This is a genomic window from Oceanospirillum sp., assembly GCF_982874595.1.
The window spans coordinates 18,724-34,852 of the sequence record NZ_CEYNZH010000035.1; the positions used below are offsets into that span (position 1 = coordinate 18,724).

Annotated in this window: 13 protein-coding genes; 7 read left to right on the plus strand and 6 right to left on the minus strand. The window is 47.9% G+C overall.

Translation table 11 applies throughout. From position 1 onward, the window contains the following. Positions 1–26 precede the first annotated feature (26 nt). Together AC4GL5_RS13315 and AC4GL5_RS13320 are read right to left on the minus strand one after the other, a co-directional pair. Positions 27–1,256, minus strand: a complete 1,230-nt coding sequence (locus AC4GL5_RS13315) for a GGDEF/EAL domain-containing response regulator (RefSeq protein WP_490383284.1) — start codon at positions 1,254–1,256, stop codon at positions 27–29. 49 nt (positions 1,257–1,305) lie between these two features. Continuing rightward, positions 1,306–4,272, minus strand: a complete 2,967-nt coding sequence (locus tag AC4GL5_RS13320) for a PAS domain S-box protein (RefSeq protein WP_490383285.1) — start codon at positions 4,270–4,272, stop codon at positions 1,306–1,308. Positions 4,273–4,496: 224 nt separating this feature from the next. On the opposite strand from AC4GL5_RS13320, the gene AC4GL5_RS13325 reads away from it, so the two are divergent. Together AC4GL5_RS13325 and AC4GL5_RS13330 are read left to right on the plus strand one after the other, a co-directional pair. Further along, entirely contained in the window at positions 4,497–5,648 is a 1,152-nt protein-coding gene (locus tag AC4GL5_RS13325; protein WP_490383286.1) for a pyridoxal phosphate-dependent aminotransferase, read from the plus strand. Continuing rightward, complete coding sequence (locus tag AC4GL5_RS13330) at positions 5,636–6,445, plus strand: amidohydrolase (protein WP_490383287.1); 810 nt, start codon at positions 5,636–5,638, stop codon at positions 6,443–6,445. The genes AC4GL5_RS13325 and AC4GL5_RS13330 overlap by 13 nt, the downstream gene beginning before the upstream one ends. A 113-nt stretch (positions 6,446–6,558) precedes the next feature. On the opposite strand, the gene AC4GL5_RS13335 is transcribed toward AC4GL5_RS13330, so the two are convergent. After that, positions 6,559–7,341, minus strand: coding sequence for a sulfite exporter TauE/SafE family protein (locus tag AC4GL5_RS13335; protein WP_490383288.1), 783 nt, complete (start codon positions 7,339–7,341; stop codon positions 6,559–6,561). Positions 7,342–7,615: 274 nt separating this feature from the next. On the opposite strand from AC4GL5_RS13335, the gene cysB reads away from it, so the two are divergent. Beyond that, positions 7,616–8,593 (plus strand): HTH-type transcriptional regulator CysB, encoded by a 978-nt coding sequence (gene cysB / locus AC4GL5_RS13340; protein WP_490383289.1) that lies wholly within the window; start codon positions 7,616–7,618, stop codon positions 8,591–8,593. A 129-nt stretch (positions 8,594–8,722) separates the two neighbouring features. Here cysB and AC4GL5_RS13345 read toward each other — a convergent pair whose 3' ends face one another. Next, on the minus strand, positions 8,723–9,454 hold the full coding sequence (locus AC4GL5_RS13345) for a phosphoadenylyl-sulfate reductase (RefSeq protein WP_490383290.1): 732 nt from the start codon (positions 9,452–9,454) through the stop codon (positions 8,723–8,725). Positions 9,455–9,784: 330 nt separating this feature from the next. Here AC4GL5_RS13345 and thrH point away from each other — a divergent pair, with 330 nt between their 5' ends. After that, on the plus strand, positions 9,785–10,402 hold the full coding sequence (thrH, locus tag AC4GL5_RS13350) for a bifunctional phosphoserine phosphatase/homoserine phosphotransferase ThrH (protein ID WP_490383291.1): 618 nt from the start codon (positions 9,785–9,787) through the stop codon (positions 10,400–10,402). A gap of 75 nt (positions 10,403–10,477) precedes the next feature. Here the strand turns inward: thrH and AC4GL5_RS13355 are convergent, their stop codons facing one another. Next, positions 10,478–11,245 carry a 3',5'-cyclic-nucleotide phosphodiesterase gene (locus AC4GL5_RS13355; protein ID WP_490383292.1) on the minus strand — a complete coding sequence of 256 codons (768 nt, stop codon included), beginning with the start codon at positions 11,243–11,245 and terminating at the stop codon, positions 10,478–10,480. 33 nt (positions 11,246–11,278) lie between these two features. Beyond that, entirely contained in the window at positions 11,279–12,928 is a 1,650-nt protein-coding gene (locus tag AC4GL5_RS13360; protein ID WP_490383293.1) for an HD-GYP domain-containing protein, read from the minus strand. Positions 12,929–13,309: 381 nt separating this feature from the next. Between AC4GL5_RS13360 and thrS the strand changes: the two genes are divergently transcribed. The 3 genes from thrS (at position 13,310) to rpmI (ending at position 16,069) form a co-directional block, all read left to right on the plus strand. Further along, positions 13,310–15,205 carry a threonine--tRNA ligase gene (thrS, locus tag AC4GL5_RS13365; RefSeq protein WP_490383294.1) on the plus strand — a complete coding sequence of 632 codons (1,896 nt, stop codon included), beginning with the start codon at positions 13,310–13,312 and terminating at the stop codon, positions 15,203–15,205. A gap of 68 nt (positions 15,206–15,273) precedes the next feature. Then, a complete protein-coding gene (gene infC / locus AC4GL5_RS13370) occupies positions 15,274–15,768 on the plus strand; it encodes a translation initiation factor IF-3 (protein ID WP_490383295.1) in 495 nt (164 codons plus the stop codon). A 106-nt stretch (positions 15,769–15,874) separates the two neighbouring features. Continuing rightward, on the plus strand, positions 15,875–16,069 hold the full coding sequence (gene rpmI, locus AC4GL5_RS13375; protein WP_077242513.1) for a 50S ribosomal protein L35: 195 nt from the start codon (positions 15,875–15,877) through the stop codon (positions 16,067–16,069). Positions 16,070–16,129 lie beyond the last annotated feature (60 nt).

Sequence of the window (16,129 nt, forward strand, 5' to 3'; positions counted from 1 at the left end):
TGCGGGTGGGGATCTGGTGTTTTGCTCTAGTTTGCTGCGTCGGGTTTTTTGCCGATGTAAGTTTTGGCCCACTGAATAAAGTCATCCGGTGGTAAGGCTTTACTGTAGAGATAACCCTGGCCGATATCGCAGCCCATCTCTTTGAGAGCATCACGGATTTCATTGGTTTCGATGCCCTCGGCAACACAGCGCACGTTCAGTTGTCTTGCCAATGAAATAGATGATTCCACAATCGCTTTAGAGATCGGACTGCTTAACAGGTGAAAAACAAAGCTCTTGTCGATCTTTATCTCGTTGAAGGGCAGCTGATTCAACTGCGCTAAAGAGGAGTAGCCGGTACCAAAATCATCAATGGAAAGATAAAACCCCTTCAGCCGTAACCGTGTCAGGGTATCAAGTACCGCCTGATTGTTATTGCTCAGGCCGATTCGCTCGGTTATCTCAAAAGTGATTAACTCTGCGGGTATGGCATGATCTTTTAAAAGCCGTAACATCAGGTTGGGCAGATTCAGCTCGTTAAGGTAAGCGGCTGATAAATTGATGGACGTTTGCACCGGAGTGAGCCCAAGGCTCTGCCAGCGAATCATTTGCGTCATAGTTTGCTGAATAACACTTTCTGTCAGTGGCAAAATTTGTTGATTACTTTCGATCTCTGGCAGAAATTCATCCGGCATTATCAGGCCATTAGGGTGGTGCCAGCGAACCAGAGCTTCAACTCCGTGCAGCTCGCCTGTTTTCAGATCTATCTGTGGCTGATAGTAGGCAACAAACTCATCGTTAGAAATGCTCCGGGCGATGTCACTATGGGTAAATTTTTGCGCATCGGATTTTGCTGAAAGCTTGGTGCCACTCGGCCGGGTTTGAACAAAGGGCTGCTCCAGCAGGTCTTTTAGCATCTGTATGCTGAAGGGCTTATTCAGTTGACCCAGCACGGGTACATTCAGTCGGTCTGCCAGTTTATGGGCTCCGTCAAGCACTGAGCGCTCGAAGCCTGTCATCAGTATCAGTTGCGGTTTAACGGCGAGGGTGCCTAGGTGATTGATAATTTCAATACCGTCGACTTCAGGCATGGAAAGATCCAGAGCGAGTATATCCGGCATAGGGATAAGTTTAAGTTCACTCAGGCTGCTCAGCTGGCTGCATTGCTCAGTGGTAAAACCCAGCATATCGGCTACATCGCTGACCAGCTCACAAATATCCTGCTCATCATCAATAACCAGTAAGTGTTTTTCTACCGGTGCTGAAATGTTGTTCATAGATTCTCCATGGCCTTAACTATTCCTGATCGTTGACCTGCCCAGGGGTTTAGTTCCATTGCCAATGGCTTAGGATATGAAGAATATCCTGACGGCCAAAGGGCTTCTTCAAGAGTTCGCAGGAAAAGCTGCGAGCTTCGGCAAGGCTGATATTTTCAGCATAGCCTGATGCCAGAATGACGTGCGTATCCGGTGAATGTTCTTTGATCCATTGAGCCAGGTTGACACCATTTTCATCGCCGGGCATCACGATATCTGAGAGCACCAGAGAGAAGTCTCTGGGCTCATTCTCAATGACCTGACGGGCATGGGCTGCGGTTTCTGCCTGCTTGACCTCAAAACCTATCGCTTCGAGTATTTCGCTGAGTGAGGAGCGGATATCTTCTTCATCATCGACCACCAGTGCGGTATGACCAGGAGAGATATCGATATGAGGAATGAAACTCTTGAGAGGGCTGCCATTATTTGATGTCGCTTCTGTTCTGGGGAGCCACAGATAGAAGGTGGTGCCAACACCTTCGCGACTTTCCAGCTCAAGAAAGCCACCGCTGCGTTTGGCAAAACCGTACACCATGCTAAGCCCCAGTCCTGTCCCTTTGCCTTTCTCTTTCGTTGTGAAGAAGGGGTCGAAGATTTTCTCCTGCAGCTCTTTTGGGATGCCTGTCCCGGTATCTCTGACATAGATGCAGGTGTAGTTACCTGGCTGGCGGTCACGAACGATCAGAGGGCTATCCATATCCAGACATATATTTGATGCGCCTATCGTCAGGGTCCCGTGGCCATCCATTGCGTCCCGGGCATTAATAGCCAGATTGATCATCACATCTTCAAAATCCCCTCTATCAATAAGTACCGGCCAGAGGTTCGTTGCTATCTCAAGTACAACCTGAATATTTTTGGTTAGAGATTTAGTCATCAGTTCAATCAGATCACCCAGGATATCGTCAATCTGGCAAACTTCACTGTTAATCTGTTGTTGGCGGGAGAACTGCATCAGCTTGTGGGTCAGGCTTGTGGTTCGTGTTGCTGCTTTGGTGATGGCGTTGATATGTTTGGTTGCCTTTTCATTGTCTGCGAGTTTCATCTCCAGCAGTTCTGCATGCCCTTTAATAATATTGGTGATGTTGTTGAAGTCATGGGCGATACCACCCACCAGCTGACCAATGGCCTCCATTTTTTGAGTCCGGCGCAGACTGCTTTCGATCCGTTTTTTCTCGGTAATATCGTGGACCACCATCAGAATCGAAGGTCGTGATGAGAGATTAATGGAGTGTGAGTGTATCTCCACATCAACCACCTCACCGGAATATTTCTGCATGCGACTTTCCAGTACATGGTAGTTGCCGCTCTCATTGTTCATAGAAACCAGTGCATGAATATCCATCACCTGCTGAATCGGTATCAGATCGTAGATACCCTTGCTGAGCATCTCACTGAGTGAGTAGCCAAAAACTTCGGTCGCTGTATGGTTGACCGCGATAAACTGAAAGCTATTCCGGTCAAAGGCCATCATCGCCAGAGGACTATCAAAGAAAAGCAGTCGAAACTGTTGCTCCTGTTGAATCAGATCGCTCTGTATCTTCTGGCGGTGTTCGTTCAGAACCAGAATGTGCAGATAGTTGGCGACCTCACGGACAAAGTTGTACTGATCTTCATGCCAGAGCGTACGTTCGGAGTTCTCAACCATCAGAAAGCCGATCAGGTTGCTGTTTTTAATAAATGCCGCACAGATCAGCGTGGCGGTTTGGTTTCGTTGAAGATACTCCTGGGACAAGAAGCTGTTGTTGGGTTTTGGACCATTAAGATTAGACAGAGAAAGCACCCGAACCTGTTCGAGTTGGCGGACAAATGTTGCGTTGCTATTAAGTAGTAGGGGGGCGCTTTCACAATAATCGGCTTTACCTTGGTTTATCTGTACTGCATTTCTGAAAACCGGAGATCCTTCTTCTGAAAGCCAGATACCGACTCTTGGGGTCTTAAGTGTCGCTGACGCCAGCTGGCAGATATCCCGTACCAGATTTTCAAAAGGGGCCTCTTCCTGTGTGGCTATCCGCGCGACTTCCAATGTTGCCCGTTGCTGTTTCTGAATACGGAAGGCTCTTTCGTGGCGTTCTGTTTTGGTTTCCATCTCAGCGCGAATATCCTGCACCTGAATTGAAAACAGTAATTCGGAATGTTGAATGAAAGGGTTGCAGGCTATTCGTACGTTGATCAGTTTCCCTGTTTTGCTGAAGGCCTTTAATTCTTGGAAGTGATCGGGGTCTTTCTGGTGAAGGTTGAGCTGGAGCTTGGGTATTATTCGGGTCAGAGGCTGACCTGTTAGCTTTTCTGAGGGGAAAGCCAGCAGGCTTTCGGCTGCTGTATTGTGATGGATAATGATGCCTTCAGCGGTTGTGATAAATCTAGGATCTTTACTGTTAATAAACTGATAGTCGTATGTATTTTGGGTATCTTGTGGGGTTTCGACGGCGGGGCTGCTGATCAGCTCTCGCTCGTCTTCCGGTTTTTGCTCGTCGTGCATTAACAGGTTGATGCAAAGTGAGATCAGAGGCTCCAGGCCAACAATCTCTTCCTGTGTGTAGTTATCCTGTCGGCCGAAAAGAACCAGAATGCCTTTCTTATCCCCCAAGACATTATTTAGGGGGATCAAAAGCAGACGCTGGAACAAACGCCAGGCCATTGTATTGCTCAGTTCAGCTTTGACTGCTGTAGAGCTATTGGCGATCAGCGGACTGGTTCGTCTCATTTGAGGGAGCAGGCAGGACAGCATGTCTGCTGCGTTATTCTGTAAGTGTTGCTTATCCATCGGGTTTTCAGGGTCATGAGCTGAAAACTCTGAAATAAGAGTGCCCGAATGATTGTGCAGCAGAAAAGCGAAGCGGCTCCCGGATTGTCTGATTAAGGCTTCAAGTGCAGTGGTTAAGATCTCAGGCAGGGGTGTGCCCTGTTCCTGTTGAGCTAACAGCTGCAGTGTCGTTCGCAAAGCTTTCTGTGATGCTTCTGGTGAACCTGCCATGGCATTCCTTGGGTATCATGTTCAGAGAGTCTTTAACTGACCGCTGTTTAAGAACTAGGTTACTAGGCAAAGAAAATCAAACACTAAGATGCGTTTTTATTGTTGTTTTGCAGTAGGTCATCTTAATAGTGCTGCTTGTGCTGCATACGCATTGTGCATACCATCAAGGCATTTTTTCATCGAGATACTTTCTGACAAAACAGATCTTTTCTGGAGCCCTTTATATGCACTACCCGGAAACCAAACTTCCAAAAGTGGGTACCACTATTTTCAGTGTTATGTCTCAGCTGGCTGCTGAACATAAGGCGGTCAATCTCTCACAGGGTTTCCCTGACTTTGATGGCCCTCAAATGATCCGGGATCGTGTCTCTCACTATATGCAATCCGGTGCTAATCAATATGCGCCTTTTGTCGGAGTGCCTGCGTTACGGCAGGCGATTGCAGAGAAAGTAGATCGACTTTATGGGGCTAAGGTTGATGTGGATGCTGAAGTGACAGTGACCTCCGGCGCTTCTGAAGCTATCTTCTGTGCGATCAGTGCGACGGTCCGTCAGGGTGATGAAGTGATTGTTTTTGATCCCTGTTATGACTGTTATGAGCCTGCTATTGAGCTTAATGGGGGGATCTGCCATCACGTAGCACTGGATTTGCCGGAATTCAAAATTAACTGGCAGGCCCCGGCGGATGCGATTTCTCCCCGGACCCGCATGATCATCGTTAATGCACCTCACAATCCCAGTGGCGTGAGCCTGAGCCGGGAGGATCTGGATAAGCTGGCTGAGCTGATTCGGGATACTCATATACTTCTGCTGGGTGATGAGGTTTATGAGCATATCGTTTTTGATAACATGCCTCATAACAGTCTTCTGACCCATGAAGAGCTGGCAAAGCGTAGTTTTGTTATTTCTTCTTTTGGCAAGACTTACCATATTACCGGTTGGAAAATCGGCTACTGTGTTGCACCTAAGGCGCTTTCGTCAGAGTTACGCAAAGTCCATCAATACATTGCGTTCTGTTCACCAACACCTATGCAGCTGGCGATTGCGGACTATATGAATGCCCATCCGGAATATGAGAATGAGCTGCCGGCTTTCTATCAGGAGAAACGGGATATTTTCTGCCGTGAAATCCAGAATAGCCGATTCGATTTTACGCCATCACAGGGCACCTATTTTCAGCTGGCAGATTACAGTCAGATCAGCGATTTGGATGATGTCAGTTTTGCTCGCTGGCTGACTGCTGAAGCCGGTGTCGCTGCCATTCCGGTGTCTGTTTTTTGCGAGAGACCCGATGCGGAGATGAAGCTGGTGCGTTTCTGTTTTGCTAAAAATGAAGCCACACTTAAACAGGCAGGAGAGTTGCTATGTCGTCTCTAGAGAGTAATGAGCAGGAAATACTGAATGAACTCAGAGTAACACTGGTCCAATCGGAGCTTTTCTGGCACGAACCGGAAAAGAACCGTGCCATGTTTGCTGATAAGTTGGCGCCTTTAGCAGGGCAAACCGATCTTGTTATTCTGCCTGAAATGTTTACTACTGGTTTCTCTATGGAGCCGGAGGCGATTGCCGAGGCTGCTGATCAGAAAACGTTGCAATGGATGCAGCATCAGGCGGCTTCGATTTCAGTGGTTGTTTGTGGCAGTGTGGCCGTTAAGGATGATGCCGGTTGTTATAATCGCTTCTATTGGGTGCAGCCAGACGGCCAATGGCAATCTTATGATAAACATCATCTCTTTCGGATGGCGGGAGAGCATAAGCATTATCAGGCTGGCCAGAGTCGCGACGTGATTCACTATAAAGGCTGGCGCATTTTTCCTCAGATCTGTTATGACCTGCGTTTTCCTGTCTGGAGCCGCAATCATGATGAGTATGATCTTGCCATCTATGTGGCTAATTGGCCGGAAGTGCGTGAGCATCCATGGCAGATACTTCTTCAGGCGCGTGCTATTGAAAACCTATGCTATGTGGCTGGGGTTAACCGCGTTGGAACGGATGGTAATGGGTTTCCGTACAGTGGGCGTTCGGCACTGATCGACTTTAAAGGCCATAGCCTGGGAGACCATGACAAAGGTGAAGCCTTTGTTGACACTTACCGGATCGATCGGATGGCTCTGCAGGATTTTCGCACGGCATTTCCGGCCTTTGAGGATGTCGACGTCTTCCGTTTAGAGTAAAGAGACAGTGCTCTGAAATCCATGAAAAACCTCCCGAAGTATCCTCTTCAGGAGGTTTTTCTGTTTAGACGCTCGTTACAGGAAAAGGAAAAATCTCTTAAAAGGAGTCACGCTCAGAAAAAGGCATACTTAATGCCCAGCCCCAGCAGCATGCTGGATAGAATCGGTTGCAGAACCCGGTTAGGAAGACGGTTGCCCAGGCGGGTACCTAAGTGAATGGCAGGCAAGGAGCCCACTAGCAGCGCTGCCAGCAGCTGATAGTCCACATTACCGAGGAACATATGGCCAATACCGGCAATCAGGGTCAGAGGCACGGCATGCGCCAGATCGGTACCGATAATACGAATCGCACTGAGCGCAGGGAAAAGAATCAGCAGAATAGCGGCACCAAAAGCGCCTGCCCCCACAGAGGAAAGGGTGACACAGAAGCCCAGTAATACACCCATCGCAACCGTAAAGCGGTATTTATGCTGTTCAAGAAAACGGCGAACCGGGCCATCCTGAGTCGCATGCATTTTGTTAATGCGGCTTTTCAGCAGCAGCACACCGGCCGTCAGCATCAGCATAACACCCAGGCTATGGGTTAGCAGGTGGGCGTAGCTTTCCGGAGAAGGAAAGTAGTTTGCCAGCAGCCACACGGTAACCGCTGACACAGGCAGGCTGCCCAGAGCGAGAGACCCCATGATTTTCCAGTCGACCGTTTTTTGCTTGTGATGAGCTATAACACCGCTGGCTTTCGTGATGGATGCATAGAGCAGATCGGTACCAATCGCTATATGAGGCGGGAAACCAAACAGTAGTAGCAGAGGGGTCATCAGAGAGCCCCCGCCAACACCGGTCAGACCTACGGCAAGGCCGACGGCTGCACCGGATAAAATGTAGAGTAGTAAATCCATATAGACTCAGCTTATGCATTTAAGAGGTTTGCTCGGTAACCAGAGCGGATACAGTCAGCAACAGGCTGTATTTGGGTTCAACAGACTGTTAGTGCTGGGCTTTCTAATCGCATTAGGGTGATACTGCGGCTTAATCTATCGTGTCTGCTATATTCTTAAAAGTAATGTTTGCTTATATTTTTATGGCATAATATTCTTAAAAATCGATGACCCGAGATGATCGCGTGCTTAAAGGGCGAGGCAGCCCTGCGATCCGATTAATGAGGAAGGTGGAATGAAATTACAGCAGCTGAGATATATCTGGGAAGTTGCCCACCATGATCTTAATGTGTCGGCCACCGCGCAAAGTTTGTATACCTCTCAGCCTGGTATTAGTAAGCAGATACGCTTGCTGGAAGATGAATTAGGTATTGAGATTTTTGCCCGTAGTGGCAAGCACTTAACGCGTGTAACGCCAGCCGGGCAGGAAGTGATTGATCTGGCTGGTCAGATCCTGAGAACCGTTGATAATATCAAGCAGGTGGCTCAGGAGTTCAGCGATGACAAAAAAGGTAGTCTGAGCCTTGCGACCACCCACACGCAGGCCCGTTATGCCTTGCCGGGGGTGATCAAGGACTTTATCAGCAAGTATCCTGATGTTTCTCTGCATATGAAGCAGGGGACACCGATTCAGATTTCAGAAATGGTGTCTGAAGGTGCTGCGGACTTTGCCATTGCAACCGAAGCGATGGAGTTGTTCAGTGATTTAGTTATGCTGCCCTGTTATCGCTGGAACCGCTGCGTTTTGGTCCCTAAAGATCATCCCCTGACCAAAGTGAAGCAACCCTTGTCCCTTGAAGCCGTAGCGGAACACCCGATCGTGACCTACGTGTTTGGTTTTACGGGGCGTTCCAAGCTGGATGAAGCTTTCAGTGAGAAAGGCCTGAAGCCTAAAGTTGTCTTCACCGCTGCAGATTCTGATGTGATTAAAACCTATGTACGTATGGGGATGGGCGTGGGTATTGTCGCGGGTATGGCTTATGACGAACAGGCTGACTCAGATATGGTTGCCTTGGATGCCAGTCATCTGTTTGAATCCAGCACGACCAAGATCGGGATTCGTCGCGGCACCTTTATGCGGGGTTATATGTACGATTTTGTTACCCGATTTGCACCGCATCTGGATCGAGACCTGATCGATGAAGCTCTGGCCTGCAGCTCCAAAACAGATCTTGAAGCTCTGTTTGACGATATTGAACTGCCGGTTCATTGATCTGTCGGTTCATTATCTGATACGTGTCGTTCGCTAAAACAGAAAGGGCATCCATTTGGATGCCCTTTCTGCGTTTAAACAGTCTTACTTCTGCGGTCTTTATTTCTGCAGGCCTTATTTCTGCAGGCCTTATTTCTGCAGGTTGCCCGCATGCAGACCGCACTCTTTATGAGTGGCTTCTTCCCACCACCAGCGGCCTTCACGTTCATGCTGATTTGGCAGCACCGGACGGGTGCATGGCTCACAACCGATACTGGTGAAGCCGCGCTCATGCAGTGGGTTGTAGGGTACATCGAACATACGGATATATTCCCAAACCTGCTGCGAACTCCAGTTAGCCAGTGGGTTGAATTTCACCAGTGGGCTTTCCTCGGTGCCGAAGGCTTTGTCCATCTCCGCAACCGGTACGCTGTTGCGCGTGCCTGGGCTCTGGTCTTTACGCTGGCCGGTAATCCAGGCATCCAGTGTGCTCAGTTTACGGCGCAGTGGTGCAACCTTACGTACGCCACAGCATTCCTGGTGGCCATCTTCAAAGAAGCTGAACAGCCCCTTTTCTTTAACGAAAGCCTCCAGTGCCTGATGCTCCGGTGACACAATATCAATCTGAATGCCGTAACGCTTACGCACTGTCTCGATGAACTGATAGGTTTCAGGATGAAGTCGGCCTGTGTCCAGAGAGAAAACCTGCAGCTGGCTCTTGTCTTTAATCACTTTGCTGGCGATTTCGACCAGAACGACGTCTTCAGCGCCACTGAATGAGATGGCGATATTGCCGAACTCTTCCAGGGCTTTTTCGATAATTTTCTTCGGTGATTCGGTGTCAAACTCCAGCGCGAACTGGTTAGCGTTGAACGTGCTCATGTCTTGTCCTGTTATGTCGTGGCGACTGGCATTCCGCCAGTGCTCATCAAGCGGTCTGATTCTGCGATCATTATTTTGGCTATAAAGTACCAGTTACTTAGAAGAAAAATAAATAAAAAGTGCTTCTATGAATATGCCGTTATGATGCAGAAAGAGGCTCTTTGTTGAGCTGTGGCAGATTAGCGCTGCGTCCTCTGGTCTGACTTAAAAGGCATTCTGTGATAGTCTTTTGCCGCTTGAAGACTTGCCTGCGACCTTTGTGGAGCGCCATGGCAGGCCTATTCAATAAGAAATGACCCTATTACCCACTCGTTATAGAAGGATTATTCCGTGGAACTGGCATGTCTTGACCTTGAAGGTGTTCTGATCCCTGAAATCTGGATCGCATTTGCAGAAAAAACCGGTATTGAAGAGCTGAAAGCTACGACACGGGATATCCCGGATTACGATGTGCTGATGAAACAGCGTCTGCGTATTCTGGATGAAAATGGCCTGAAACTGCCGGACATCCAAGCGGTTATCGCAGAGCTTGAGCCTCTGGAAGGTGCAAAAGAGTTTACTGATTGGCTGCGTGAACGTTTTCAGCTGGTGATCCTGTCTGATACCTTCTATGAGTTTGCAGCACCTCTGATGGCTCAGCTGGGTTTCCCGACACTGCTGTGTCACAAACTGGAAGTTGACGAAGAAGGTCGTATTACCGACTACACCCTGCGTCAGCGTGATCCTAAGCGTCAGTCAGTACGCGCATTCCAGCTGCTGAACTACCGTGTCATCGCGGCGGGCGATTCCTACAATGACACCACCATGCTGGCTCAGGCGGAGCAGGGGATTCTGTTCCATGCGCCGGACAACGTGATTGCTGAGTTCCCTCAGTTCCCAGCGGTTCACACCTATGAAGATCTGAAGGATGAGTTCCTGAAGGCGAGTAACCGTAACCTGAGTAAGTAAAGGAGCTTCAGAGACTTATATGAAACTGGCTGCACACTGTTTATATAATTATAGGCGGTGCAGCCTTTTTCTAATCTACAATTCGATACTGTCGCCGCTTTTTATACATGTGACCTGATAATCTTTCAGGTGATGATGAAGCTCTTCTGATATCTGAATTTCCAGTCCTGGCTTCAGGTGTGAAATCAGAAGGTGGGGTTTATGGTTGAGTTTACGGATATCATCCGCAAGGATTGCTGGTGTGTAGTGTTGCGCCATCTTGCTTAGGTTTTCCATACAGTCCGGATAGCCGGATTCAATCATCAGGGTATTAAGCGAGGGCAATTGGTTAAGTGCTTGCCAAAGGCTGTCATTCGTCGCAGTGTCACCACTGAAAGCAAAGTTTTTGCCTTCTTTGTTTTCAACGCAGTAGCCAACGCCAGGTACAACGTGTTCAACCGGGATCGAGGTTACTTTTCTGTCGCCAACCTGAATGCTGGTGTGCGGCTGCATGATGTTAAATTTTAGTACAGGATTATCTTTCGTTGGTAGTTCTGAAAAGTCAGGCCAAATAGACCAGTTAAAGATATGTTCTTTTAAAGCTTTGATGGTTTCCGGTAGACCATAAACCTGAATGGGTTCTTCGATTTGGCTGAATATACTGTCCACAAGAAAAGGCAGGAAGGCAATGTGGTCTAAATGTGAATGAGAAATGAAGATGTGGCGAATTTTTGCCATCTGCTGAAGCTGCAGATCACCCACGCCGCTACCTGCATCCAATAGAATGTCGTCATCAATCAGGATTGATGTTGTTCGGTTGCCGGGCCCTATGCCTCCACTGCAACCTAGAATTGAAATCCACATCTTATACTTTTCCTTGCAAGCTTGGTCTTGTCGTTAGAATGTTACGTTGGTGCTCATCCCTGGTAACTTCGCAACATCTATTTCGTCAATTTGTTCGGGTTTCAGAAACTTTCGGGCATATCCCATATAGACTTGAGAGTTTACAAACAGCTTGAAAATATCCGGATCCAGATGGTTCTCTTCAACCATACGCCCCATGATGGTGAGTGTCTGCGATAGCGGCATCGCTTTCTTATACGGTCTGTCTGATGAAGTCAGTGCTTCAAAAACATCCGCAACGGCCATTATTCGAGCTTGAATCGACATTTGGTCACGGGTTAAACCTTTGGGGTAGCCTTTGCCGTCCATTCTTTCATGGTGACCGCCCGCGTATTCGGGAACATTTCGCAGGTGTTTCGGGAAGGGCAGCTGTTCGAGCATGCGAATGGTGAGAGTCATGTGATTGTTGATGATCTCCCGCTCTTCAGGGGTAATTGTCCCACGACGTATTGTCAGGTTGTAACATTCCTCATCAGTAATCAGGGGCTGTTGTTTATCTGTCATATCAGTCCAGCTCAGCCTGGAAAGGCTTTGAATCCGGCTAACCTGTTCATCGGCCATATACTCGCTTCCGGTGTTGCAGTTTTTAACATAACTCAGGTCTTCCGCAAGGGACTGTGCCAGCTTTTGATAATTATCAATAATTAAAGTGTGATCTGTTTCTCCTTTTTCCAATGCTTTAATCCTTTGTTTTAGCATGGAAATTTCTAAGTCTCGTCTCAGGATTTCGAAACGGGCAGCAACAAGTTCAATGCGATCATGAATGGTTTCCAGCTTGGTCGCTTTTTCAACAACATGTACCGGAGTGGTGATCTTTCCACAGTCATGCAGCCAGGAAGCGACCTTAAGCTCGTACCGGTCTGCTGGGTCCATAGAGAATTCTTTGAAGTAGTCATCGCTGCTTTGATGCGCCGCTTCAGCGATCATCATAGTAGCTTCAGGAACCCGGCGGCAGTGGTTGCCAGTATGAGGTGATTTTTCATCAATGGCGGTTGCGATCAGTTTGATAAAGGCATCAAACAGGTTTTGCATCTCGTCAATTAGGCCTTGGTTAGTAAGGGCTACAGCAGCCTGAGAGGCCAGAGATTCAGCAAGTTTTTGATCTTGCTGAGAAAAGGGGATGACGTTTCCGCTTTCGTCCTCAATTTTATTCAGCAATTGAAGCACTGCCATGATGTCATTTTCATGGTTCGTCATTGGAATCGTCAGGAAGGATTTAGAGCGGTAGCCGGTGCTTTCATCAAACTTGCGAGTGCCACTGAAATCGAAATGGGTAACGGTGTAGGCGTCTTCTATATTGATGATCTCTTTGTGAATTGCAGCATAGGCCGCGATCATCTGCTCGTTGGATGTGCCGTCTTCCAGATAGAGGGGTAAAGGGCGGAAATTAGCATTAATAGGCGCGCCAGTTTCACCACCAAGCTTTATACCCAGCGAATCCGTTCGCACAATCTTGAATTCAAGAGACTGGCTTTTAGCGTTGTAAAGATAAAGTGTACCGCCATCCGCACCTGTCAGCTTTTTAGCGTTTATCAGTATTCGCTCAAGGAGGCTGTCCATATTCTTTTCTGCTGACAGAGCAATACCGATCTCGTTCAGAGTGTCCAGAATAGACAAATTGGGCTCTTGATTCTTGTTGTGCATATTCTTCGCCTTGAATCAGGGGTGTAATACTTTGTTTTCTGACCCCTTTTTAGGGCACATGATATCAGTTTTTTGTCGTGCAGATGATGCATGGTTCGCATTGTCTGTTTTTGCTGCCAGAGATTGGTTTGGTCATATGATTCGATGACTGTTTTGGTTTTGAATCATGTATCCGTATCACGGTCAGTTTAAGTCAATGTGTTGGTCCGTGCGATAGCATCGATGTTCTATGAATGTTATTATCGCGCGCTCGCGCAATTACAGAGTGTTTTCTTGTTGTGCGTAAGTATCTGGGGCTGATATGTGGTTCAGTTCTTGTATTTCCAGTCCATTAATGCAGGCCTTTCGTGGGGGTCGGCTTAACATAATGTAGGATTCAATATGCCCGTTATTACTCTTCCTGATGGCAGCCAGCGCTCGTTTAATCAGGCTGTTACTGTTTATGATGTTGCCGCTGATATCGGTGCTGGTCTGGCGAAAGCGGCCCTGGCCGGTAAAGTAAATGGTGTTCCCGTTGATACGTCTTTCCTGATTGAAGACGATGCCGAGCTGGCAATTATTACCGCTCGTGATGAAGAGGGGCTGGATACTATTCGCCACTCCTGTGCGCACCTGATGGCGATGGCGGTCCAGGATCTGTTTCCAAGTGCTCAGGTGACCATCGGCCCTGTAATTGAAAACGGCTTCTACTACGACTTTGCTTTTGAGCGCCCGTTTACACCGGAAGATCTGGAAAAGATCGAAGCCCGCATGAAAGAGCTGGCTAAAAAAGATTATAAAGTTGAGCGCTCCATCCTTTCCCGGGAAGAGGCGGTCGGTCTGTTCGAAGAAAAAGGCGAGAAATACAAGGTTGAGATCATCAAGGATATTCCGGGTGATCAGCCGCTGTCTTTCTATCAGCAAGGTGACTTTGTCGATCTGTGCCGTGGCCCGCACGTGCCATCAACTGGTCATATCAAAGCTTTCAAACTGATGAAGGTTGCTGGTGCCTATTGGCGTGGTAACTCAGACAATGAGATGTTGCAGCGTATTTATGGTACTGCCTGGGCGGACAAGAAAGCTCTGAAAGAGTATCTGCACCGTCTGGAAGAGGCTGAAAAACGTGATCACCGCAAGCTGGGTAAGCAGCTTAACCTGTTCCATATGCAGGAAGAAGCACCTGGCATGGTGTTCTGGCATCCGGAAGGTTGGTCTCTGTATCAGACCATTGAAAACTATATGCGTCGCAAGCTGGATCTGCATGACTATAAAGAGGTTAAAACGCCTCAAGTCGTTGAGCGGACGTTGTGGGAAAAATCCGGTCACTGGGATAAGTTCCATGAGCAGATGTTTACGACTCACTCCGAGCACCGTGATTACGCGGTTAAGCCGATGAACTGTCCGTGTCATATTCAGGTGTTTAATCAGGGGTTGAAATCATACCGTGAATTGCCATTACGTATGGCTGAGTTTGGTTCCTGTCACCGTAACGAGTATTCAGGTTCTCTGCATGGTCTGATGCGTGTGCGTGGTTTTACTCAGGATGACGGTCACATTTTCTGTACTGAAGATCAGATCCAGTCTGAGGTGTCTGAATTTATTGATCTGTTGCATGAGGTTTATGCTGATTTCGGTTTTAAAGATATCGAATACAAACTGTCGACCCGTCCGGAGCAGCGTGTGGGTTCTGATGAGGTTTGGGATAAAGCTGAAGCTGCGCTATCCGATGCCTTAAATGCAAAGGGGCTGGAATTTGAAGTGCTGCCTGGGGAAGGTGCCTTCTATGGTCCTAAGATTGAATTCTCTCTGCGGGATTGTCTGGATCGTGTCTGGCAGTGTGGTACTATTCAGGTAGACTTCTCAATGCCCGGACGCTTGGGTGCTGAATACGTGGATCATGAGGGTGAGCGTAAGACACCTGTTATGTTACACCGTGCCGCACTTGGTTCTTTCGAGCGCTTTATTGGTATTTTGATCGAGCATTATGCTGGGGCTCTGCCTGCATGGCTGGCTCCGAAGCAGCTTGTAATTATGAATATTACCGATAAACAGGCTGAATATTGTGCCGAAATCGAAAAAAGCCTGAGAAATAAAGGTATTCGTGCCTCTTCGGACTTGAGAAACGAAAAAATCGGCTTTAAAATCCGTGAGCACACTATTCACAAAGTGCCTTATCTGGCCGTTATCGGCGATAAAGAAGTAGAGTCAGGAAGTGTTGCTGTACGCACCCGCTCTGGTGAAGACTTGGGTAGCATGAGTCTTGAGCAGGTTGAAGCGCTGCTAACCACTGGCTGCTAAGAAGAATTATTGGAGATTTAGCTATTAAGCGGAATAACCCAAGAGGTCGCAACGTAGAAGTTGCACCGATTAATGAGAACATTCGTGCTAAGGAAGTGCGGTTAATTGATGCTGAAGGCGAACAGGTGGGCGTTGTTCCACTTGCTGAAGCGTTATCAAAAGCTGCAGAGGCCGGTCTGGACCTGGTTCAAATCGCTAAATCTGAGCCGATCGTATGTAAGATTATGGATTACGGTCGTTATCAGTATGAGCTGAAGAAGCAAAAAGCAGCTCAGAAGAAGAACCAGACTCAGACTAAAGTCAAGGAAGTCAAGTTCCGTCCTGGAACGGAAGATGGGGATTATCAGGTAAAACTGCGCAACCTGATACGTTTCCTGGAAGATGGTGACAGAGCGAAGATCACACTGCGTTTCCGCGGTCGTGAAATGGCTCACCAAGAACTGGGTATGAAATTGATGAAACGCATCGAAGAAGACCTGGGGGATATGATTGTCGTTGAGTCTCGTCCGAGACTGGAAGGCCGTCAGATGGTGATGCTGCTGTCGCCGAAGAAGAAAAAGTAATCCTGGTTCGATATTAAAACCGCTTCGCTTGATAGCTTGCTATCAGGCTTGGCGGCTTAGTGTTGTTTATCAGATAAAAAAACTTGAATGCGGAGTATTGTTTACAATGCCTAAAATCAAATCAAACAGCGGCGCTGCAAAGCGTTTTCGCAAGACTGGTAACGGAATCAAGCACAAGCAGTCTTTCCGTAGCCACATCCTGACAAAAAAATCGACTAAGCGTAAGCGTCAGCTTCGCCCAATGAAGCAGCTGCATGCTGCGGATCAGGCGTTAGTAAAACGCATGCTGCCAAATCTGTAATTTTTGAATTCTAAAGTCAGGAGAGTGTTATGCCTCGCGTAAAACGTGGTGTAGTGGCGC